This is a genomic window from Marinobacter sp. MIT932201, from assembly GCF_047123295.1.
In the GTDB taxonomy this organism is placed as follows: domain Bacteria; phylum Pseudomonadota; class Gammaproteobacteria; order Pseudomonadales; family Oleiphilaceae; genus Marinobacter; species Marinobacter salsuginis.
In genome coordinates, this window is sequence record NZ_CP138917.1 from 2,624,538 (window position 1) to 2,646,639 (window position 22,102).

Here is a 22,102-nt window from a genome sequence, read left to right on the forward strand (position 1 = left end):
TGCATGCTCAGTATTCAAGAATCAACGACGCCCGGGTGACCAGCGCGTCGAAGGAATAAAGGGGTTCTTCTCCGGGGAGATAGTCGCCGGGTGCGGTTACATCCCGGAAGTTGTCATAATCAAAATTCAGCCAGTCCAGCAGAAGGCTGAACTGCAGGCGATCAATGCCGGGAAGCGACGTCTGCTTCCATTCATAGACGGCGCCCGCTGCCAGGGTTGTCCCCGAGAGAGAGCTGAGCTCCTTGTCCCGTGCAAGATGAGTCTGGGAGTTCTCGAACGGAAAAAGATCGCTGTAAAAATCCGCCTCATTTTGGCTGTAAAAGCGGATTGAGCCCTCAAGGGTCCAGTGCTGGTTCAATCCGTGAACGTATCCGAGTTCGACAGTATGGGCATTGATGCCCCAGGTATCGGAAAAATAGCGGTATTCCCCTCGGATCGAGGCCCGGTACGGTAGATAGTACAACGCTCGCAAAGCCACGGAAGTACTGGTTCGGGTTTCCGGATAACGCTCCGGCTGGTAGAGGAACGCAGTGGAATCGTTGGGATCAATGTAGCGATTCTGACGATAGGGGTTCTGCAGAAAGCCCTCATCCGTGACCACTTCAAGATCGACACCTACCAGGCTATTGCGAGTAACAACCTGGCTAAGGCCCAGCTGATAGTTGCGACGATCGGCCTCTTCGCTGAAGGAATCGTTGCCAACCCGGCCCACTTCGTCCCAGCCACTGGCATAGCCCATGGTAACCGTGGACATGCCCCCGAAGAATTCCTGGCTCACCGAGAAATAGACGGTATTGGCTTCGTAATCGTTTTCCGTGCTGTTGGTAAAGCCCAGACTCAGAATGGATTTATCGTGCAGATAATCGACGCCAAAGGTGTATTCGTTGCGCTCTTCCTCATAAGGGCTGGCCGTTGCCAGAACGTCTACCGAGGCCGCTGAAACGGAATCGACATAGTACTGGCCTGACAGGGAAACCTGGGAACCGATACCCTTTCGAACCAACACCGATGGGCCATCGATGACCATGCCCCCGCCGTCATAGCGGTGATACAGAACGTCAACGTTGTCGACAGGAAGGGTGGCTGCAATCGCAGAATGCCCAAACAGTGCCAGTGCAAGCAGGAGGCACCCTGACCGCACCAACTGTCTTCTGTCAGTTGCAGCCACAACCACCTCCCGAACCGCCTTCAGCCCCCCGGGCAGATTCCCGAGCCTGATAGACGTGGTGCATGTAGGAATCCGCTTTGCCATGACGACTCAGGCTCATGACCGGGTCCGCCAGATTATCCCGCTCGTAAGGTTTCACCCATGGCTTGACTGAGCTGCATCCGGAAACCGCGAACGTGGCGGCCAGAAGAGCGGAGACAGTGAAGATCGACAAACTACGCATAAACGTCCCGTCCGAAAATTACTCGCGCACCAGTTCGCGAATCTGCTGTTCGTACTCGTCTTCGTAACCCGGCTGGTATCCGTAATGGAGATACCGCGCATTACCATCACGATCAATCATCACCGTGGTGGGCATGGCCTGCACTTCGTACAGTTCGCTAACCGAGCTCTCCGGATCGTAGAGGATCGGATAATTCACGGGCACCTTGTCCAGAAAACGATGTGCCTCCTCCCGATTCTCATCCACATTCACTGCCAGAATCGTGAAGCCAAGATCCTTGTACTGGCTATACAACTCATCCATCAGTGGCATCTCCTGGCGACAGGGCCCACACCAGGAAGCCCAGAAGTTCAGCATCACCACTTCCCCACGGTGATCTTCCAGCCTCAGGTTCTCTCCGGAACGGCTTTCAAGAGTGAAATCCGGAGCCGGAACATTGATTGCCTCGGCGCCCGCCAACGGGCTCAGGCAGGCCAGAATGCCTGCGACTGCGAGTGATTGAATGGATGCTTTCATAACCATTGCTCCTGTATTCAGAAAAAGACGGACAGGCCAGTGCTGACCTCGGTGTTCATGGAGGTTTTCTCGGCCCCCAGAACGTCGATTCGGTAGTAGTGCTGTCGCACGCCAATGTGAACGGCAACGCTGTCCGTCAACAGCACCTGGTAGCCCGCACCGGCGTTCAGGGTAAAGCGGGTATCACCGGCAAAATCGGTGGCTCCTGCCCCTGCAATCAGATAGAAATTGGTGTTGAACGCGTAGTTTTCGGTGAGGAAGGCCTCCCCCGGCAGCACGTTGTAGCCCAGATTGATGTTGTAATAGCTGTAATCCCGCTCACTATCGGTGAGCACTTCAACGTTACCCGCCAACTTTTCGAAACTGGTTTCTCCGCCCTCCGCGAAGCCGATTCCGGCCTCGAAGAAGAAAGACTCACTGAGGTGATAGGTGAGCTTGCCACCATAGAGCAGTGACGACTCGAAGTCCTCGATGTTCAGGACACCCACAAACGCGCCGATTTCAAAGTTCTCGGTGTCGATCATTGCCTCGGTAACCGGTACCGGGGTTACGTCAGGCTCGATCAGCGGCCGATCATCCTGGGCCTGGGCAACACCCGCTACACATAGCCCTGCCGCGAGGCACGCTGGTTTCAGAAAAAGATGCTTAGTCCGATTTTCCATTCTGTCGCTTCTTCGTTGGTGGACCGGGTAGTGAACACTTTGTAGTCCTTCACTTCGGCACGGATGAAATATCGATCGGTGATGTAGGCCCGGATGCCAAGGCCGGCATGGCCGATAGCGTTGTCCCGCTCTTCCGGCTCAGCCAGGGTGGCCTTGGGATCCACCCAGATATGCCCGACCCCGAGGGTAAAGAAGGGGGATACCCGCCAGTGTGGAAATGGCTGATGCACCAGATTGGCATCGACCTTCCGAATCTCCGACGCACTGCCCAGAATCTGGGCGGCCCACAGCTCGGCAGACAGGTTCCGAGTCATCCAGAAACCAACGTAACCGGCGGTGACGGCGGCACCATCAAATTCGCCCATCATTAAACCGGCCTCGAACCTCCGATCACTGAAAGAATCAAAATCCGGGACCTGAAGATCCACCCGGTTACCCGTGGCGTCCACGGTCTGGGCGATATCGGCAACAGCTACCCAGCCTTCCCGACCCCGGGAGTCAGTAACCTTTAGCCAGCTTGTTTTGCGCTGAAGAATGGTCAGCCACTCCCCTTGCTCGCTGGTGTGAAAAACCGGATAGCCAGTTGCCGGGCCGGTTCGCCATTCAATGTAAGGTTCGGTCACCTGCACTTGCGCGACGTCCTCGTCACCCTGACCCCACAGCCAACCAGCCCAGCTCTGGGCCGGAAAAAACAACAGAAACACGAGAATGGCAATGGGCATGGCGCGAGTGTCAGTCCTTGGATCAGTCTTCCGGGGCATCGAACGGGTTGTTGAAATACTGGCCGCCAACATCCAGCCATTCCGCGATCAGTCTGAGCTCCGACGGTGTCAGGAAATCGCGGTGCGTTCCCCCCTCGGCAAACACATCAAAGAAATTACTGGCACGGGCGCCGTTGACAGACATTGAAGCCTGCACAGGCACTGTCACGAAGATGGGTTGCTCATTGCCATTGGCATCCAGAATGGGGTTGCCCTCTTCGTCCCTCAAAACCTCTCCCGAGTCCACGAGTACGTCGATCAGGGCTCCGTTAACAAGTTCTTGCCTGTTGTCCGGAAAAAGCAATTCACGGTATGCGTTGAAGTGCAGCGGTTCATCGGGTGACGGGCCATCGCCCAGGTCCAGCTGTCCAGCCGGCACCTGCTGAGCGTCGGCCGCATCGGTGTCGGTATGGCAACTGGTGCAAGTCGTAACGAGTACCTCCATTGTCTCCGGATCAATTATCTCCCGGTTCAGGCTCCAGAGCGGATGAATATGCTGCTCGTAGTTGATGACAATCCGACAATTCGGCGCCCAGTCGCTGGCGCAAACGCCAGATATAGGTTGTGGAGTCTGCAGCTCGCCATAGGCATAGGAAAAGCTGTCAGGCTTTGGATCCACCGCATCACCGGACCACTCATCGGCATAGATCACATCCGGCGTCGGTCGGCGAATATCGTTGATGCGAGCAAACACCTCGGCCATGGTTTCACCCATATCGGCGAACAGGCCCGGGTCGGTATTCGGAAACGGAATACCGGTGGTTGCTGCCCCACCCCATACGGGATCAGGTCCGGCATCCGGCCTGCCATGGGGCGTAGGACTGTTCGGGTTGTGGCAGCCTGCGCACTCGAGGGTTTCACCGGGACGCACCGTCAGCCAGTTCTGGTGCCGCGCACCGATTCGCTGGCCTTGCTCATCCAGCACACTGATGGCGAACGCGACATTGGCCGGCACTGCCACCTTCACGGAGCCGTCCGGCTCGATCGGCACGTAACCCAGGATTTCCCGCATCAATTGAGCGCGGCTCCGGCCAAACGCGCTGTTATCAAAATCCCGGACGTTTTCATCGGGGATGGCGACGGGTTTTTCCAGACGCAAAAATCTGGCGGGACGATCTTCGGGCGGTGTCTGCAGCGGATCGGCCATAACATCGATGCCTGCAGGAGTGGTATCGACACCATCGATATCATACACACTGCGGATGTGCAGAACGCCGTAACCGGCATCCTTCAGCGCGCCTTCTGGACCAGCAAACTGCGATTCAGGAATGAAGCCTTCCAGGGGCCGTTCTTTCATCAGGACCGCTTCATCAAACTGGACACCTTCCACCGGTGGAACCACCGGCCGCTGCGTTTCGCTGTTGATATCAAGAAGCCAGAGACCGTAGACGGGCTCTGCGGGCAGATACGCTTCCGACTCCAGGCGATCATCCGTGCAATTCACAATCCGGTCGGTTGCTACCTCCCGCAAACGGCAGGGAGTCCAGCTCACAAGATAACGGTTGGTCCCGTCCAGCAAGGGAGAAACCGATGCGTAGCTGCCCTTCAACGATAGCTGCCCGTCCAGACCCACTCCGGGAACCAGAGGTTGTTGACCCGTGCCCTCGGTTCCGTCGATGCGGAGATTGGCCTCGACAAACTGCTCGACGTCTACCTCCGCCAGCACAGAGGCGTAATCATCACTCTCAAAGGGACGCAACTGAACCAGCAGATTGCCGCTGTCCGACTTCCGAGGCTGGAGATACTGAATGCCGTTCGCCTCAGGCACGGAATCGTGGGAATGACGACCGTAGAGATATCTCAACCCGGTGCCATCGGGATTAACGCGATAGAGGTTTACACCGTTGTTTCGGGTCTGGCCGGCATTGTCCCAGCGACTGAACACAATGGTGCCGTCGTCAGCCACCATGGGATCGAGGTCGTGACTCTGGTTAAACGTAATCTGTTCGATGTTCTCGCCATCATCGTCCATCACATGCAGGACAAACGCAGGGCTGTCGCCCTCTTCGTCCAGGCCGGAGTATTGAGGCTTGCCTTCATCGAGCAATACCGCCTTGGAGATCCGCTGACGGGTAGAGGAGAAAACGATTCTGCCATCGGGCAGATAGGCGGGAGCAACATCCTGGCCTGCGCGTGCGGTAACGTCCGAGCCAATGATCCGACGCAGGGTGTCTGCACTAACGTCGTATTCCCAGATATTCCAGGTTGGCTGATCCTCGTCATCGGCGTCCTCGATTTCAGGAGCGCGCATGGCGAACAGCAATCTGGCGCCATCATGGGAGACATGGAGATCTTTAACGTCGTAACGCAACTGGCCGTTGTCATCGAGAAATTCCGGCCCGGCGAACGCTCTGGAAGCGATATCCCGTGTTTCAGCATCGGCCGTCGCACTGGCCTTCAGTAGCAGCCTGGCACCGGGACGGAAGGCCGTAGGGTCTGCGAGGTTGTCCTCCACCAGGGCGCCGGTGTTCTCATCAAAAAGCAGAGGTCGCTCGACATACGCCACCGGGTTCTCGACAACAACCGGATCCGCCTGCTGGCTGTCGCTGCTCGAAAGGCAGCCAGAAAGCGCAGTAAACGAGCCAAGCGCGATAGCCAGACGAGCACTGCGACAGATGTTCAGATTGGGTGACTTAATTTCCAACGTGACAAACCCTGTTTCGGATGACATTCCATGACATAAATTAAGTCGGTTCCGATGGCAGGCTCCAAGGGTTTTACGTAACGCAATGTAATAACGTGGCCTACGACTCAAAACGAAGGATATAGCAAGCCGTAAACTTTTAACAATTGTCAAAAAGCATTAATGTGCAGATGCTAATGAAAACCGAGGGAAAGGACATGACCGCCCGGAACAGGATCAGAAGCCGTCTCAGTAAGGCTTGCAGTACCGCAGTTCTCGTCGCACTGGTGTCTGGACAGGCAAGCCTTGCTCAGGCCGGCCCCAGAGAACAGGCCAAGCGAATTCACGACCGGATTGCCGGCGTGCCACCTTCCGAAAGCGTCCTGAATTCCATGGCAAGCCTTATTCCTTCCAATCCAGAGGGTGCAGCGTTCATAGCCATGGATGATCCCGCTTTTTACAACGTGACTCTCAAGAATTTTGCTGCACCTTGGACCAATGAGGCCATGTCAAAGTTCGTTCCGTTGAACGACTATATTGCGACTGTAATCGGTTTAGTGAGGGAAAACGAAGACTTCCGAAAAATCCTCTACGATGATGTGCTCTACGTGGGCAATTCATCAGAGTTAGCCGTCCCACCCTATTCGGTTAATAACAACAACCACTATGTTTGGCTTGAGGAGAGAGCAGTTGACCTTAGCGATCCAGACAATCTGGTCCGGGTAAACCAGTCGACCTACACAGGCCTCCCCCCCGCTGCCACCGCAGGCGTTATTACGTCCAGAGCCTCAGCCCGGGCGTTCTTCAGCGCCGGTACCAACCGTGCCATGTTCCGTTTCACATTGATCAACCACATGTGCAACGACCTTGAGCAGGTAGCGGACGTTACTCTGCCGCCAGATCGCATTCGCCAGGACGTGTCCCGCAGCCCGGGAGGGGACAGCCGGGTATTCCTGAACAACTGCGTTGGCTGCCACAGCGGCATGGACCCGATGGCCCAGGCGTTTGCCTATTACGATTACGAATACGACGCCAATGCTGATCCTGATGGCGAGCTGGGCCGCTTGGTCTACAACGCCATGGGCGAAACGGATCCTGAAACCGGCTCCCGGGTTCAGGCCAAGTACCACATCAATTCTGCAACTTTCGAGCAGGGCTATGTGACGCCCGACGACAGCTGGGATAACTACTGGCGCCAGGGCGCCAATCGCCGACTGGGATGGGATCCCTCATTGCCGGGTTCGGGCAGCGGTGCCAAGAGCCTGGGCAGGGAGTTCGCCCATTCAGACGCCTTTGCAGAGTGCCAGGTCAAGAAGGTGTTCGAGAATGTCTGTCTCCGACCGCCGTCAGACAGCGCGGACCGTTCACAGGTAAGCAGTATGGTTGCCAGCTTCGCAAGCCAAGGATACGACCTGAAGCAGGTATTCGCAGAATCCGCTGTGTATTGCATGGGGGAGTGAGGACGCTATGAACACATTTAAAGGAATTTCCATGAGCTCCCTCAAATCGGTCTTTACTATCACTGGCCTGGCGCTTCTGCTTGCAGCCTGTGGTGGCGAATCCACGGAACAGTTGCCGAATACCTCCCAGAATTCCGGTACGGTTACCTACAACGGGCCTGCTCCTGCGACGGATGATGTAGCCAACTTCAAACGCACCGTCTGGGACAACCTGGTTACCCAGGACAAATGCGGCGCGTGCCATGGCTCCAGTGGTCAGGCACCTACGTTCGTCAACGAGCAGGACGTCAACCTTGCCTATGCCCAGGCAAACTCCATTGTCAATCTTTCAGATCCATCCCAGTCCACAATGGTGACCAAGGTAGCCGGTGGCCATAATTGCTGGCTGCAGAGCACTTCGGCGTGTGTGGACATTCTTACCACCTATATTTCCAACTGGGCCGGCGGCTCTGAAGGTTCTGCAAAAACTGTCGAACTCCGCGCTCCGGCCCTCAAAGAGCCGGGTGCCACGGTTGCCCTGCCCAGCGACCCTGGCCTGTTCTCCACCACCGTATACCCAGTACTCACACAGTATTGCAGTGACTGCCACGGGGACGGAGGTCAGACCCCCTACGTGGCCAGCGCCGATGTCACCACCGCCTACGATCAGGCGAAAAGCCGCATTGATCCGATGAACCCGGGCGCATCCCGCCTGGTTGAGCGCCTTCGCTATGACTTCCATAACTGCTGGGACGACAACTGTGAAGCTTCCGCCGATTTGATGGAGCTGAAGATTCTTGAAATGGTCCAGGACCTGAGCGCCCAGCCCGTGGACCCGGCGATGGTAGCGAGCAAGGCACTCAACCTCGAGGCAGACGGCCTGCTTGCCAACTCCGGAGGCCGCTTTGAAGACAACGTGATTGCCCTCTACGAATTCAAGTTTGGCGAAGGCCAAACAGCCTTTGACACCAGCGGCGTATCGCCGGCGCTGGACCTGACCCTCAGCGGAAATGTCGACTGGGTTGGCGGCTGGGGCATCGACCTTGGCCCGGCCGGCGAAAACGAACAGGGCTTCATGGTCCCGGCCGGCAAGGCCCAGGGCAGCACCACCGCGAGTCGTAAGCTTCACACTTTGCTGACCGCCTCCGGTGAATACAGCATCGAGGCCTGGGTCGCCCCGGGAAATATTACCCAGGAAGATGCCCGCATCGTGACCTACTCGGGTTCATCCACCACGCGAAACGTCACCCTGAGCCAGTCGCTCCAGCGTTACGAGGTACTGCACCGCAGCACCACCAGTGACGAAAATACGCCTTTCGCGACTCAGGACGCCGACATGCTTCTGCAGGCAACCCTGCAGCACGTTGTGGTGAACTACACCCCGGCGACCGGGCGTCAGATCTTCGTGAATGGCGTTCCAACCGGCGATGTTGATCCGGACGACGGTGGACTGTTGACAGAATGGGACGACAGCTTCGCCCTGGTGCTGGGCAACGAAACGGACGGCAATTCGCCCTGGCAGGGCGCGATCCGGATGGTTGCCATCCATAATCGTGCGCTGACACCGGAGCAGGTCCAGGCCAACTTCGAAGTCGGTGTAGGCCAGAAGTTCTACCTATTGTTCGGCGTCTCTCACCTGATCGACGTGCCCGAGAGTTTCATTGTGTTCGAAGTCAGCCAGTTCGACAGTTACGCGTACCGGTTCACCAGTCCTTTCTTCATCAGCCTGGATGACACCGCCGAACCGTCAAACATCGCGCTGCGAGGCATGCGACTGGGCATCAATGGCAAAGAAGCGACGGTGGGACAGGCCTGGGCCAACCTGGACGTTGTCCTGGATGCTGACAGTTACGAGCCCGGGACCGGGCAACCGCTCTCTTCTTTAGGCACCATCATTGCGCTGGAAAACGGGCCCGGAAATGACGAGTTTTTCCTGACCTTCGACCAACTGGGAAGTAACAGCTTTGCCCGGTCAGAGCCGTCCCTGCCTCCGCAGCCGGAGCCTGCAGATCTGGAACCATCATCAGAGATCGGCTTGAAGACCTTTGACGAGATCAACGAGTCCATGTCGCGAATGACCGGTGTTCCCACGACCAATCAGGCCGTATTCAACACGTACACCACCGTAAAGCAGCAATTGCCCACGGTGGAGACTATCCAGGGTTTCCTGTCCTCTCATCAGATGGCGGTTACTCAGATGGCCATTCAGTATTGCGATGCTCTCGTCTCCAATGCGCAGCTTCGGGACCAGATGTTCCCCGGGTTCGATTTCTCCGCCCCGGCCAGCACGGCATTCGATCACGGCGGCAAGAGCCTCGTAACCGGGCCGTTGCTGTCCCGGTTCGTGGGCAGCAACCTGGCATCACAGCCTGGTGATAGCACAATCGAAACTGAGCTCAGTTCGCTCATGGATAGACTGACCAGCTGTGGCGCGGGTTGCGAGCCTGACCGCACAGAAACGGTCGTAAAGGCAAGCTGCGCAGCAGTGCTTGGCAGTGCCACCACCCTGGTTCAGTAGAGGAAGCCGATCATGTTTATACGCAAGTCACGTAAAAAGCCTTTGGCCAACGGCAGCCCACTGCTCCACGACGACCACGGCAAGCCAAGAACACGTCGCGAGTTTATCGCGCAGGGCCTTATGGCAGGCTCGGCAACCGTGTTTGGGGCGTCTTTGTTCAGCCTCTTCGGTAATCCCAGAATGGCGTCCGCAGCGCTCTCTTCCGACCTGGAAACCTTGAAGCAAAGCTGTGGCATAGCGGTTCAGGGAGCAGGCAAGATCCCGTTCATCTGTTTCGACCTGGCAGGCGGCGCCAATATTGCCGGTTCTAACGTGCTGATGGGCAAATCCGGGGGGCAAATGGACTTCCTGAGCACCGCAGGTTACAACAAACTCGGCCTTCCGGGAGACATGCTGCCCAACGATCCAGCATTCGTGAACACCGAGCTGGGCCTTGCTTTCCATTCGGACAGCGGCTTCCTGCGCGGCATCCTGCAGAGCACCAGTGCCGGAACCCGCGCAGCAACTGACGGCGCCATTATTGCGGCTCGCTCGGAAAACGACACTGGCAACAACCCTCACAACCCGATGTATGGTATCCATCGTGCAGGTGCCGACGGCTCCCTGCTCTCTCTGGTGGGTTCCCAAAGCTCTGAATCCGGCGGTAACTCGTTGGCACCCATGAATCTGATTAATCCCGAAGTTCGCCCCACCAAGATTGACCGGCCGTCAGACGTCACTGGGCTGGTGGACGTGGGCGACCTGATCGGCATTCTGGATCAGCAAGATGCTGTTGCAGTCATGGAGTCTATCCAGCGGATCAGTGACGCCAAGATGAATCAGGTCAACACGAGTATCTCCACAGATGAAGTAGTCAAGGACCTGGTCCGCTGTGGTTACGTAAAGAGCGCCGATCTCGCCGACCGATTCGGCAACCCGGCGGATCTGGATCCGGAGCTGGATCTCGAAATCGTTGGCCCCACCGGCATATTTAGCCGCGATGAGTTCAACAGTAACCGCGAATTCCGTAAAACTGCCTCTGTGATGAAGCTGGTTCTGAGCGGCTACGCCGGCGCCGGTACGATAACCATGGGCGGCTACGACTATCACACCGGCGAACGCGGAACGGGCGAACGTCGTGACGAACAGGCCGGCCGGTGTATGGGCGCCTGCCTGGAATACGCTGCTCGGGTAGGCATGCCACTGATGCTTTATGTATTCAGTGACGGTTCGGTATCGAGCAACGGCCGGATTGATGATTCCATGGACGGTCGTGGCAAGGGCGAATGGACCGGCGACAACCAGCAGACGGCTGCATCTTTCTTCCTCGTTTACAACCCTGCTGGCCGCCCCACTCCGATTCGCAGGCAGATCGGCTTCATGCGTTCTGATGCATCGGTGGAAACCGCTTCCAGCCCGGCGGCCAACAACGTCAACCAGTTGGTGCAGACCGTGTTGCTCAATTACATGGCACTACACGGGGAACAGGCTGACTTTGGCAGCCGTTTCAACGGCCACGGGCTGGGCAACGGCACCTCTCAGGACAGCCTGATAGCCTTCTCGAATGTCGTGAACGGTACAATCGGAAACTAACCGAAACCGCTCGTTCCACCCCCTAGTCGGATTGGGGTGGAACGAGCCCTTCTGACACGTGCATCATGCGCTGGTCATCGATAACAACCACATCGATACCCTTTAAACGCTCGATCATCTCCAGTCCCTTTTGGGGGCCGAGCACGAAGACTGCCGTGGAAAGGCCGTCGGTTGTCAACGCATCCTCGCCAATAATCGTCACGCTCTGGACCCCCTGAACGGATTTGCCGGTTTCGGGAGACAGAATGTGATGGACCCGATCTCCCGCTTCATCCATGAAAAACCGCTCGTAGTCGCCAGAGGTGGACACAGCCACGTCCTGCAGCGGCAGAACCACGGCATTGCGCCCCTCTGAGCGGGGATCCCGGATGCCCACGTACCAGGGGCGGCCCCGCTTGTCTCCGAGTAACCGCATGTCGCCTCCGGCACTCAGCCGTGCATGGCGGATACCAGAGCTGACCAGGCGCTCGATCCCCAGATCAACGGCATAGCCCTTGGCAATGCCGCCCAGATCCACCAGGATCCCCTCCTGGCGAAATTCAACGGTTTGCGCACCCTGGTCAAGAATCACATCCCGGAAATTCACCCGGGGCAAGCCAGATTCTAGCTGCTCCTCCGTGGGCTTTTTGCCGGCTCTGAAGTCGTACAGGTAACCGACCGAACCAAAGGTGATGTCGAAGGCGCCATCACTGAGCACCGACACCTCCCGCGCTTTTTCAAGCACCGCGAACAAGTCGTCACTGACGGTTACGGGACCCTTGGCGGCGTTGCGGTTCAGTCGGGAAACTTCCGAGTCCTCCCGGTAGCGACTCATCTGCTCATCAACCTGATGAAAAACCGCCAGCACCTCTTCCCCGACCTTCTCCGCCAGGTCCTCATCCTCTGCCCAGAATTCCAGTTCGATGGGCGTCGTCATGGCGGTGTCTGAGAACCGGTGCCATTCGGCGCCGGCCGAAAATGGATACATCACGAGCCCTAAGACAACTGCAACTGGGGGAAAAAATGTCGTGAATGCAGATTCCCTACCCGATTTTTTGGCCAACACCAGAAACGCTCCATTCTTTTCACCAAGACACGATTTGGCAGCTCCAGCAAGTATATCTATTCTCCGATCTCCAGCTGAACTGATGGAATCTGACCACAGTAGCCATATTAGAGGTAGATCACTAACCTACAATTTGTTACCGAAAATTCCACTTTTGTCCCATTGTTGACTCCATAATCAGCGCTGACACTAGCTCTGCTTAACAAATAATCAAAAAAGATTAGCAGCCCCCTTCCCCTTGTGGCGCTGCAATTCCGGAGGCCAACCTGAATGAACGTCAGAAAAGTACTCTTTTCTGCTTGTCTGCTGTTGCTGGCGAGCACCACTGTGTATGCCGAAACCCTGAAAATCGGCCTGAACTATCCGCAAACCGGTCGTTACAAGGATCAGGGCCTGCAACAGCGTCTTGGCGCCTTCCTGGCCGTTGACGAAATCAACAAGGCCGGCGGTGTCATGGGTCGCCAGCTGGAGCTGGTGATCAGAAATACCCGTGGCGAACCTGCTCAGGGCGCAAAAAACACCGCAGAGCTTATCGACCGTGAAGGCGTCCAGATGGTGTTCGGCGGCGTGTCCAGCGCCGTTGCCATTGCCTCGGGCAAAGCCGCCCGGGATCGCGACCGGATTTACTTCGGTACCCTCACCTACTCGAACGCCACCACCGGGGCCGAGGGTCACTCGCACATGTTCCGGGAGCCCTACAACGCCTGGATGACGGCCAAGGCGCTTAGCCAATACCTCACCACCAATCACGCCAACGACGACTACTTCTACATCACCGCTGACTACACCTGGGGCTGGTCCGTGGAAGAGTCGGTACGAAAATTTTCGGGAACCGAGGACACCCAGCGCCACCAGGGCGTGAAAACGCCTTTCCCCCGAGCACTGATTACCGACTTCCGTGAAGCGCTGGAGCAGGCGGAAGCGAGCGATGCCAAGGTTCTGATGATGGTTCTTTTCGGTGACGACATGGTGCGAGCCCTGAATGTCGCCTATGAAATGGGCCTCACCAAGAAAATGCAGATAGTTGTACCCAATCTCACCCTCGGAATGGCGCGCCAGGTGGGCCCCACCATTATGGAAGGCGTTATCGGCGGCTCGCCCTGGGTATGGAACGCACCCTACGAGCTGAACTACCCGCGAGGCAAGGAATTTGTAGAGGCCTTCTCAGCGCGATATGAAATGCGGCCATCCACCGCTGCGGCCTCTGCCTACAGCATCGTTTACCAATACAAGGATGCTGTGGAGCGTACCGGAACCACCAATACCGCCCGCCTCATACGGGCCCTGGAGGGACACAGATACACGTTCCTGAAGGACGAGCAATACTGGCGGGACTTCGATCACCAGAATATCCAGACTGTGTACGTGGTGAAAGTGAAACCACGCAACACCATCATCGCTGACGAATACAGTTCCGATTATTTCAGCATCATCGATTCGATGCCCGGCGACCAGGCAGCCCAGACCCGCGAAGAATGGGAAGAGCGGCGCCGGGAGGCTGGTAAGCCCCTCCGGCTCTGAGAGTCCGCGAAGTAAGATCCGGCGATCAGAACAGGTAATCGGTCGTAAGGATCTTCGATTGTCGCCCACGCACGATGCTGGTCACCAGGTCCCTGTTGCTGTCACTGGACTTGGTGGCCACCGTTGTCCGTATCGAGAATACCCTCAGGGCATCCGATACCGACAGCGTGCCCTCCGCAGAATCCTTTCTGCCATTGAATGGCAGGGTGTCCGGCCCCCTCTGGCACTGGGCATTGAGATTGATCCGGCCTACCTGATTGGCAAGCAGATCGATCAACCGTCCCACCATATCGGAATCCGTACCGAAGATACTCAGCTGCTGGCCGTAGCTGGAATTCCGGACATGGTCAATCACTTCCTGTTCATCCGAGAAAGCAACAACAGGAATGACCGGCCCGAACTGCTCCTCATGGTAGATGCGCATTTCAGCGGTGACCGGGTATAGCACGGCAGGGTGAAAATACGTGCCGTTGACTTCGCCGCCACCGGGATTGACCACCGATGCGCCTTTGGCGATGGCATCATCCACCAGCTCACTGAGGAACCCGATCTTGCCCGGCTCGGGCAATGGCGTCAGCGATACGCCCTGCTCCCAGGGCATTCCCGCAGCCAGCTCATTGACCGCTTCCGACAGCTGGCTGACAAACCGATCTGCAAGGGAATCATGTACAAAAAGCAGTTTCAGGGCGGTACAGCGCTGACCATTGAAAGACAGCGCGCCGGTGACGCACTCGCTGACGGCGAGCTCGAGATCCGCATCCGGCAACACGATGGCCGGATTGTTGGCGTCAAGGCCCAGCACAGCCTTCAACCGGTGCGGTTTTGGATGCATCTGTTTCAGTGCGGACGCACCCCGGTGAGTGCCAATAAAGGCGAACATGTCCACCTTACCGCTTTTCATCAACGGCCCGACGGTGTCCCTGCCCCGCCCGAAGATGATGTTGATGACTCCAGGCGGAAACGACTTCCGGAATGCGTCGATCAGAGGACCAATCAGGAGCACACCGTATTTGGCGGGTTTGAACACCACAGTGTTGCCCATGATCAACGCCGGAATCAGCGTTGTGAAGGTCTCGTTAAGTGGATAATTGAACGGCCCCATGCACAGGGCAACGCCCACCGGTAAGCGACGGGTCTGCGCCACAACGCCACCTACGATCTCGAATCTCGATGAACGTCGGTCGAGCACCTTCAACTCATGGATCGTATCGTTGATGTAGTCACAGGTTCGGTCAAATTCCTTGCAGGCATCTTTACGGGTTTTCCCGATTTCCCACATCAAGAGCTCTACCACGGCCTCCCGATGATTTCGCATCTCCGCGAAGAACTGTTCGACGTGTTCGATTCTGTTGGCTACTGACATGCTGGGCCACTCTCCGTTGCCCTGACCATAGGCCTGCACTGCCGCATCCAGAGCTTCCAGGGCAGCGGTCTCATCCATCAGCGGCGTCCGGCCGATCACCAGCGGCCGAGGTTCGCTATCGCCCTCCACGATAGTGCAGATCGGGCTTCGAACTTCGGCATAAGGGCCGTCCCAATGGCGGAGTTTGCCCCCGATCAGTGTATCGGCCAATTCCACACCGCCCCCGCGAAATTTTTCAGGTACGTCGCTGTCTTTTGGGAAAAACGTCGTTTGCATCCAGGGTTTTGACTGCATTTCCATCTCCATCAATTGGTTTCGCATTCGCCGGCCAGAACGCCGGAAGCCTCGGCCAGGGCACCGGCAATCGTTCCGAATTCATCGGCGTGCAGCGAGGCACCGCCAATCAGGCCGCCATCAACGTCGGCAAGACTGAAAAGCTCGAAGGCGTTAGCCGCCTTGACGCTGCCGCCGTAAATCACGCGAAGATCCTGGCTGATGTCTTCGGATGCCTCAGGTGCGCTCTTCCCAATGAATTGACGGATCTGCTGATGCACTCGGGAAACCTGCTCTGGCGTGGCCGTTTTGCCTGTGCCAATCGCCCACACCGGCTCATAGGCAATAACTCCATTCGCCATGGCGGCGAGGCCAACTTCGTCAATCACCGCCTGAAGCTGCTGTTCAATGATCAGATTGGTGCGTCCAGACTCCCTGTCGTCCAGTGTTTCGCCAACGCACAATACCGGCGTGAGCCCGGCTCCAAGAACCGACCGGTAACGGGCAGCCACCTCCTGATTGCTTTCGCCAAACAGTAACCGGCGCTCAGAGTGCCCCACCAGCACATAGCGACACCCCATCTCCTGCAGCATGGTGGCACTGACTTCGCCGGTGTAGGCGCCGGAGACAAATCCAGACGCATTCTGGGCACCCAGCATAATGCCGGTGTAACCCAGCAGATCCCGCACCTGAAACAGATACGGGTGCGGCGGGCATACGGCCAGATCAATGGACTTTCGGAACATCCTCAGCCGGGGCAACACACGAACCATCAGGGCCTGGTTGGCCTGAAGGCTGCCGTTCATCTTCCAGTTTCCAATCAGAATGGGTTTTCTCATGATGTTTCTCCCGAAAAGCAGTCTCAGGTGTCCAGGGCACAACGGATTGCGCCAACACCGGGGTAAAACGCGTGGGCGCCAAGATCCTGCTCAATGCGCAGCAGGCGGTTGTACTTGGCGACCCGGTCGGATCGGCAGAGAGAGCCAGTTTTGATCTGGCCCGACCGTGTGGCCACCGCCAGATCGGATATGAAGGTATCTTCGGTCTCGCCGCTGCGGTGGGAAATCACTGTGGTATAGCCGGCATCCTGAGCCATTCCGATAGCATCCAGAGTTTCTGTAAGAGTCCCGATCTGGTTGAACTTGATCAGTACCGAGTTGGCAATGCCCCTAAGGATGCCCTCTGTGATGATTGCGCTGTTGGTCACGAAAAGGTCGTCACCCACCAGTTGCACACGTTCGCCCAATTTCTCGGTCAGCAGTTTCCAGCCGTCCCAGTCGTTTTCGTCCATGCCGTCTTCAATTGAAGCGATGGGATACTTCATGGCCAGGTTGAGCAGATAATCCGAGAACTCCTCAGAGGTATACTCTTTGCCGGCACCCTTGAGGTTGTAACGGCCGTCTTCATAGAATTCAGAAGCGGCACAATCAAGGGCAAGGACCACATCGGATCCAGGCCGGTAACCTGCCTTTTCAACGGCGGCCAGAATGAGGTCCAGTGCTTCCTCGCTGGAACGCAGATTCGGTGCGAAGCCACCTTCATCGCCCACCGCCGTGGACAGCCGGCTTTTCCGTAGAAGCGACCGGAGGGCATGGAAGGTTTCCACCCCCATCCTCAGCGCCTCGCTATAGCTGGGCGCCCCGACCGGTTGGATCATGAACTCCTGGATATCGACATTGTTGTCGGCGTGAGCGCCACCATTGATGATGTTCATCATGGGGACTGGCAAGATACTGGGGCCGCTGCAGCCATAGAGCTCGGCAAGATACCGATAAAGCGGCTGTTGCCGATAATTGGCGCCTGCGTTGGCTGTGGCCAGGGACACGGCCAGAATCGCATTGGCACCCAATTCCGCCTTGTTGGGCGTGCCATCCATCTCGCACATGAGGCGATCCATCACGAGCTGATCAAATACCACACGCCCCTCGAGCGCCGGAGCAATCCGTTCGTTAACACACCGAACCGCCTGCAGGACGCCCTTGCCGTTATAGCGGCTGTCATCGCCATCCCGCTTTTCCAGCGCCTCCCGGGTTCCCGTGGACGCCCCGGATGGCACCCGGCCCTGCCCGACCACTCCATTCCGGAGTTCTACGTCCACTTCCACTGTGGGAAATCCGCGAGAATCCAGAATTTCCCGGGCCGTGACTGATTTTATCTGTTCCATAGCGTCGTTCCTGTTCAATCATTATTGTTTGCGAACTATATATTTTTGATACCGAACATTAAAGCCATCTTAATATTCGTAAACGAACATCATCAAGCGAAATAAACCCATCAATCAGACAAATTTGTTATATGGAAACGATAATTGGTTGGTCCGCGACGGGTTCAGTGGATGCGAAATCGAGCCATCAGTGATTCAATGCTCGTCACCGATTCCTCCAGTCGGTCACAGGTCGTGACCAATTCGTCGATACTCTCAAGGCTTTCAGCCACCGAGGCGCTGATTTCACTGACCTGCCGCGCCACCGACTGACTGACATACTCCTGCTCATCCATGCCGTGACGAATGTGCTCGGCGCCCTGATTGATCCGTCCCACTGCCGAACCAATTCTGCCCGCGCCTTCCGAGACACTGGCCATCAAATCACGCACAGATCCCAGCTGCTCAAAACTGGAGTTCATTGAGCTCACCGATTCCGAGGCTTCCCGCTGAAGACCTTCCACGAGATCCCTTATGGTATCGGTGCTCTCGGTGGTCTTCCGGGCCAGCCCGCGAACCTCATCTGCAACCACGGCAAAGCCGCGACCGGCATCACCGGCGCGCGCCGATTCGATCGCGGCATTCAGCGCCAACAGATTGGTCTGATTGGCAATATCATCGATGGCTTCGGTAATCCTGCCTATGTCAAAAGATGCCTGCTCAAGTTGCTTCAGTTTTTTTGCAGTCTGCTCCGCCTGACAGCCCAGGCTTTCAACACAGTCCATGCCGCGCTCGGCTGCAGACAGATTGTCTTCAACCTGCCGGTTTACCTCACCAACGAGGGCATGGGTATCCCGAACCGAACCCGCTACCTCCCTGGCAGACGCCTCCATTTGAGTCATCGCAGCAGCAATAGAACCAAGCTCGTCGGACTCGGTTCGAATCCGTTCGTTAAAATCCCTGGTAAACCTGGCGTTACCCGATGCGATCACGGATATGTCCGATCCAGCCTGTTGCAGGCTTCCAAGAACCGTTGCCATGGCTTCGGACAAACGGTTAACGGAACGCTTCAGGTCGATAAACTCGCCACGCGCCGGAAACTCGAGCGTTCGAGAGTAGTCACCCCCGGCCATTGCAGCCAGATGTTCCTGAGTCGCCTGTAGCGGCCGGCTGATCATCCGCCCAAGTCTGACGGAAGTTGCCAGCGCAATCAGAACCACCAGAGGAAGCAGCCAGTAAACCAGCTGTTCCGAATTCAGCGCAGTTTCATCCAGCGCGAATACCGACGCACTAGCCCTGTCGGCAACGATTTTTCGCGCTTCATCCAGCTCCGATGCCATTGCCGAAAACGCAATGTCTATCTTTCTGGCCAATAAATCCAGTTCAAGCCGGCTCTGGCGATAGTCTGAGTACTGGCTGATGATTCCTGCGTCATCGTTCACCGCGGCAAGAAACCTTTCAACCAATGATGGCAAGCCCCCCAGGCGAGGCACCTCGTTCACCAGGGCGGACATGTCCTGCTCAAACGTGCTGGTATTGAACCGAAGGTTCTCGACGATGGCGTTTAGTTCACTCGGGTTTTCAGTACTCACCATCTGCATGATCAGCAACTCGATGTTTGCGAGGTTTTCCATTACCGTCGTGAACAGGTCGCGAATATAGATATCCTTTCCCGCCGGCTCTGTACCCTCCCTGACCAGGGTTCTTTTCATCTCCCCGTTGTTGGCAAGGAAATCACTTAGCCCGGAATTTACCGAATCCGACACCGAGAGCAGTTGCCTTTTTATGCCCAGGATCGCTTTGACCGAGCGCTGTAACTCAGCCAGCCGAGCATTCGCGGACTCGTTGACCGCAGCCAGCTCCGGGAACATGGCCGTGCTGTCGGAGGCAGCGAAGGCATCCAGGCTGTCGGCAAGCTTGCTGAGTGCACCGGAAAGTCTGTCAGACTGGGAGTTCAAAACCTGTTGATCGCCTGCAGCCACCACTTCCACTGAGTATCTAGCGGTTTCTGATCGATGGGCTTCCATTTCCTGAATCGATCCACTGAGTGGAAATACATCCGATGTCAGCCTGTCCGTTGCGCCAGAGAAGGACGACATAATGCTTATGTTGAATGCTCCCCAGCAAACGATAATCAGGCAAAGCAGGCCGAAACCTGCGTACAAACGATGAATTACGGAGATTCTGTTCATTGGATACACCCTTCCCGCCAGATTCTTGCAAAGACGGGCCAAACGGCAGAAAAAGGGCCGGCAGGGTTGACCCCGGGAGAGGCTACCTTGAAATGCTTGAAAGGGGGGGAACTAAAAGCAACCGGCCAAAACCCACCGTGACAACGGTGCTCTGCCTGCCGCAACCAAAGGGTCCTGTTGCGACAGGCATTGCTCTTGAGGGAATCAGCTCGTCTTAGCGAGCTTCTTCCCAGGTTTTCAGCAGCTCATCGTAGGCAACGGTCTTGCCCTGGGGCTTCTCGTTGTCCAACTTCGGCTTGGGTGCGCCGGGTTGATCCAGCCAGTATTGCGGATCCCGGGGCTCGTTCAGCTTCGGACCACAAGTCGGTTGAACATTGGCGCGCTCAAGGCGTTCCATAACCCGATCCTGGGCCTGAGCCAGCCCGTCCAGTGCCTCCTGCGGAGTGGCTTCTCCACTGGCAGCCTGGGCAATGTACTGCCACCACAGCTGTGCCAGCTTCGGATAATCCGGCACGTTGGTACCAGTGGGCGACCACTGCACACGGGCGGGGCTGCGGTAGAATTCCACCAGACCGCCGAGTTTCGGTGCCATTTCGGTCATCACCTCGGACTCGATATCAGACTCGCGAATTGGCGTCAGGCCTGCAATGGTTTTCTCCAGGGACACAGTCTTGGAAACGGTAAACTGGGCGTACAGCCATGCCGCCAGACGACGCTTTTCAGGGGTAGAATCCAGGAACGTCCAGGAGCCCACGTCCTGATAGCCAAGCTTCATGCCTTCTTCCCAGTAGGGACCACGTGGTGACGGTGCCATCCGCCATTTGGGAGTGCCATCCTCGTTCACAACTGGCAGACCATCCTTGATCATGCTTGCGGTAAAGGCGGTATACCAGAAGATCTGCTGGGCAACGTTGCCCTGGGCAGGAACCGGGCCGGCCTCGGAGAAAGTCATACCCTGGGCTTCGGGGGGCGCGTACTCACGCAGCCAATCCACGTATTTCTCGGTGGCATACACGGCAGCGGGACCATTGGTTGCACCGCCACGGCTGACGCTGGAGCCGACAGGATGACACTCTTCAACCCGGATACCCCATTCGTCTACGGGCAAACCGTTCGGAAGGCCTTTGTCGCCAGCACCTGCCATGGAGAACCACGCATCGGTAAAACGCCAGCCCAGGGACGGGTCCTTCTTGCCGTAGTCCATGTGACCGTACACGCGCTCACCGTCAATTTCCTTCACGTGCACCGAGAAGAACTCGGCAATATCTTCATAGGCAGACCAGTTGACGGGCACACCCAGGTCATAACCGTAGATCTCTTTGAACTGCTTTTGCAGATCTTCACGTTCGAACCAGTCCGCACGGAACCAGTAGAGGTTGGCGAACTGCTGGGAAGGCAACTGGTAGAGCTTGCCATCAGGCCCGGTGGTAAAATCGAGCCCTATAAAATCGTCAAGATCCAGGGTGGGCAGGGTAAGATCCTTGCCAGCACCATTCATGATGTCTTCAACGGCCACTACCTTGCCATACCGGAAGTGGGTACCGATCAGATCTGAATCGTTCACGTAGCCATCGTAGATGTTCCGTCCCGACTGCATCTGGGTCTGGAGTTTCTCGATGACATCGCCTTCCTGAATCAGCGTATGGGTCAGGTTGATACCGGTAATTTCCGAAAACGCCTTGGCCAGAACATTGGACTCATATTCGTGAGTCGCAATGGTTTCGGAAACCACGTTGATGTCCATGCCGCGGAACTGCTCAGCCGCTTTGGTGAACCACTCCATTTCCTTGAGCTGTTCTTCCTTGGTCAAAGTGGAGTTCTTGAACGCTTCATTCACCCACTTTTCAGCCGCCTCAATGTACTGATCGGCGCTGACATGCAGGCTTAACCCCATGCTGGCAACACCGACGGCGGCGCTCAGCAACAGGGTCCTCGGATATTTATTGTTGTTGAACATATCCAACCTCGTTCGTCTTTTTATGAATGGAACGAAACAGCCGGGTTTCGTTTCCGCACTTATAGCGCTCTGGTCGCTATCCTTTTACCGGAATCGCCCATGATCGATTCCGATCATTGAAATAAA

The 22,102-nt window shown here is 56.7% G+C and carries 16 protein-coding genes; 4 read left to right on the forward strand and 12 right to left on the reverse strand.

From position 1 onward, the window contains the following. Positions 1-7: 7 nt before the first annotated feature. The 6 genes from SIC15_RS12010 to SIC15_RS12035 are packed head-to-tail and all read right to left on the reverse strand — an operon-like array spanning position 8 to position 6,001. Positions 8-1,168, reverse strand: a complete 1,161-nt coding sequence (locus tag SIC15_RS12010; RefSeq protein WP_069183332.1) for a DUF3570 domain-containing protein — start codon at positions 1,166-1,168, stop codon at positions 8-10. Continuing rightward, positions 1,155-1,391 (reverse strand): DUF4266 domain-containing protein, encoded by a 237-nt coding sequence (locus SIC15_RS12015; RefSeq protein ID WP_069183331.1) that lies wholly within the window; start codon positions 1,389-1,391, stop codon positions 1,155-1,157. Before SIC15_RS12015 ends, SIC15_RS12010 begins: the two co-directional genes overlap by 14 nt. An 18-nt stretch (positions 1,392-1,409) precedes the next feature. Then, entirely contained in the window at positions 1,410-1,913 is a 504-nt protein-coding gene (locus SIC15_RS12020) for a TlpA family protein disulfide reductase (protein ID WP_136631838.1), read from the reverse strand. An 11-nt stretch (positions 1,914-1,924) separates the two neighbouring features. Continuing rightward, positions 1,925-2,569 carry an outer membrane beta-barrel domain-containing protein gene (locus SIC15_RS12025; protein ID WP_069183329.1) on the reverse strand — a complete coding sequence of 215 codons (645 nt, stop codon included), beginning with the start codon at positions 2,567-2,569 and terminating at the stop codon, positions 1,925-1,927. Then, positions 2,539-3,291: an SH3 domain-containing protein gene (locus SIC15_RS12030; protein ID WP_412536004.1), complete on the reverse strand. Its 753-nt coding sequence runs from the start codon at positions 3,289-3,291 to the stop codon at positions 2,539-2,541. Before SIC15_RS12030 ends, SIC15_RS12025 begins: the two co-directional genes overlap by 31 nt. A gap of 22 nt (positions 3,292-3,313) precedes the next feature. After that, positions 3,314-6,001 carry a hypothetical protein gene (locus SIC15_RS12035; RefSeq protein WP_412536005.1) on the reverse strand — a complete coding sequence of 896 codons (2,688 nt, stop codon included), beginning with the start codon at positions 5,999-6,001 and terminating at the stop codon, positions 3,314-3,316. Positions 6,002-6,171: 170 nt separating this feature from the next. On the opposite strand from SIC15_RS12035, the gene SIC15_RS12040 reads away from it, so the two are divergent. Genes SIC15_RS12040 through SIC15_RS12050 form a run of 3 tightly spaced genes read left to right on the forward strand, consistent with a single transcriptional unit; the run spans position 6,172 to position 11,482 of the window. Then, positions 6,172-7,413, forward strand: coding sequence for a hypothetical protein (locus SIC15_RS12040; protein WP_412536006.1), 1,242 nt, complete (start codon positions 6,172-6,174; stop codon positions 7,411-7,413). A gap of 31 nt (positions 7,414-7,444) precedes the next feature. After that, on the forward strand, positions 7,445-9,910 hold the full coding sequence (locus SIC15_RS12045; protein WP_412536007.1) for a LamG domain-containing protein: 2,466 nt from the start codon (positions 7,445-7,447) through the stop codon (positions 9,908-9,910). Between the two features lie 12 nt (positions 9,911-9,922). After that, a complete protein-coding gene (locus tag SIC15_RS12050; protein ID WP_069183325.1) occupies positions 9,923-11,482 on the forward strand; it encodes a general secretion pathway protein GspF in 1,560 nt (519 codons plus the stop codon). Between the two features lie 22 nt (positions 11,483-11,504). Here the strand turns inward: SIC15_RS12050 and SIC15_RS12055 are convergent, their stop codons facing one another. Next, entirely contained in the window at positions 11,505-12,449 is a 945-nt protein-coding gene (locus SIC15_RS12055; protein WP_412536008.1) for an FAD:protein FMN transferase, read from the reverse strand. Between the two features lie 348 nt (positions 12,450-12,797). Between SIC15_RS12055 and SIC15_RS12060 the strand changes: the two genes are divergently transcribed. After that, complete coding sequence (locus SIC15_RS12060; RefSeq protein WP_136631845.1) at positions 12,798-14,048, forward strand: substrate-binding protein; 1,251 nt, start codon at positions 12,798-12,800, stop codon at positions 14,046-14,048. 25 nt (positions 14,049-14,073) lie between these two features. Here the strand turns inward: SIC15_RS12060 and SIC15_RS12065 are convergent, their stop codons facing one another. The 5 genes from SIC15_RS12065 to SIC15_RS12085 form a co-directional block, all read right to left on the reverse strand. Then, a complete protein-coding gene (locus SIC15_RS12065; protein WP_227549495.1) occupies positions 14,074-15,705 on the reverse strand; it encodes an NADP-dependent glyceraldehyde-3-phosphate dehydrogenase in 1,632 nt (543 codons plus the stop codon). Positions 15,706-15,716: 11 nt separating this feature from the next. Then, complete coding sequence (tpiA, locus tag SIC15_RS12070) at positions 15,717-16,523, reverse strand: triose-phosphate isomerase (RefSeq protein WP_136631846.1); 807 nt, start codon at positions 16,521-16,523, stop codon at positions 15,717-15,719. Between the two features lie 23 nt (positions 16,524-16,546). Further along, on the reverse strand, positions 16,547-17,848 hold the full coding sequence (gene eno, locus SIC15_RS12075) for a phosphopyruvate hydratase (protein ID WP_412536009.1): 1,302 nt from the start codon (positions 17,846-17,848) through the stop codon (positions 16,547-16,549). Between the two features lie 164 nt (positions 17,849-18,012). Continuing rightward, entirely contained in the window at positions 18,013-20,019 is a 2,007-nt protein-coding gene (locus SIC15_RS12080; RefSeq protein ID WP_412536010.1) for a methyl-accepting chemotaxis protein, read from the reverse strand. Positions 20,020-20,233: 214 nt separating this feature from the next. Further along, positions 20,234-21,976 (reverse strand): extracellular solute-binding protein, encoded by a 1,743-nt coding sequence (locus SIC15_RS12085; RefSeq protein ID WP_412536011.1) that lies wholly within the window; start codon positions 21,974-21,976, stop codon positions 20,234-20,236. Between the last annotated feature and the right edge of the window lie 126 nt (positions 21,977-22,102).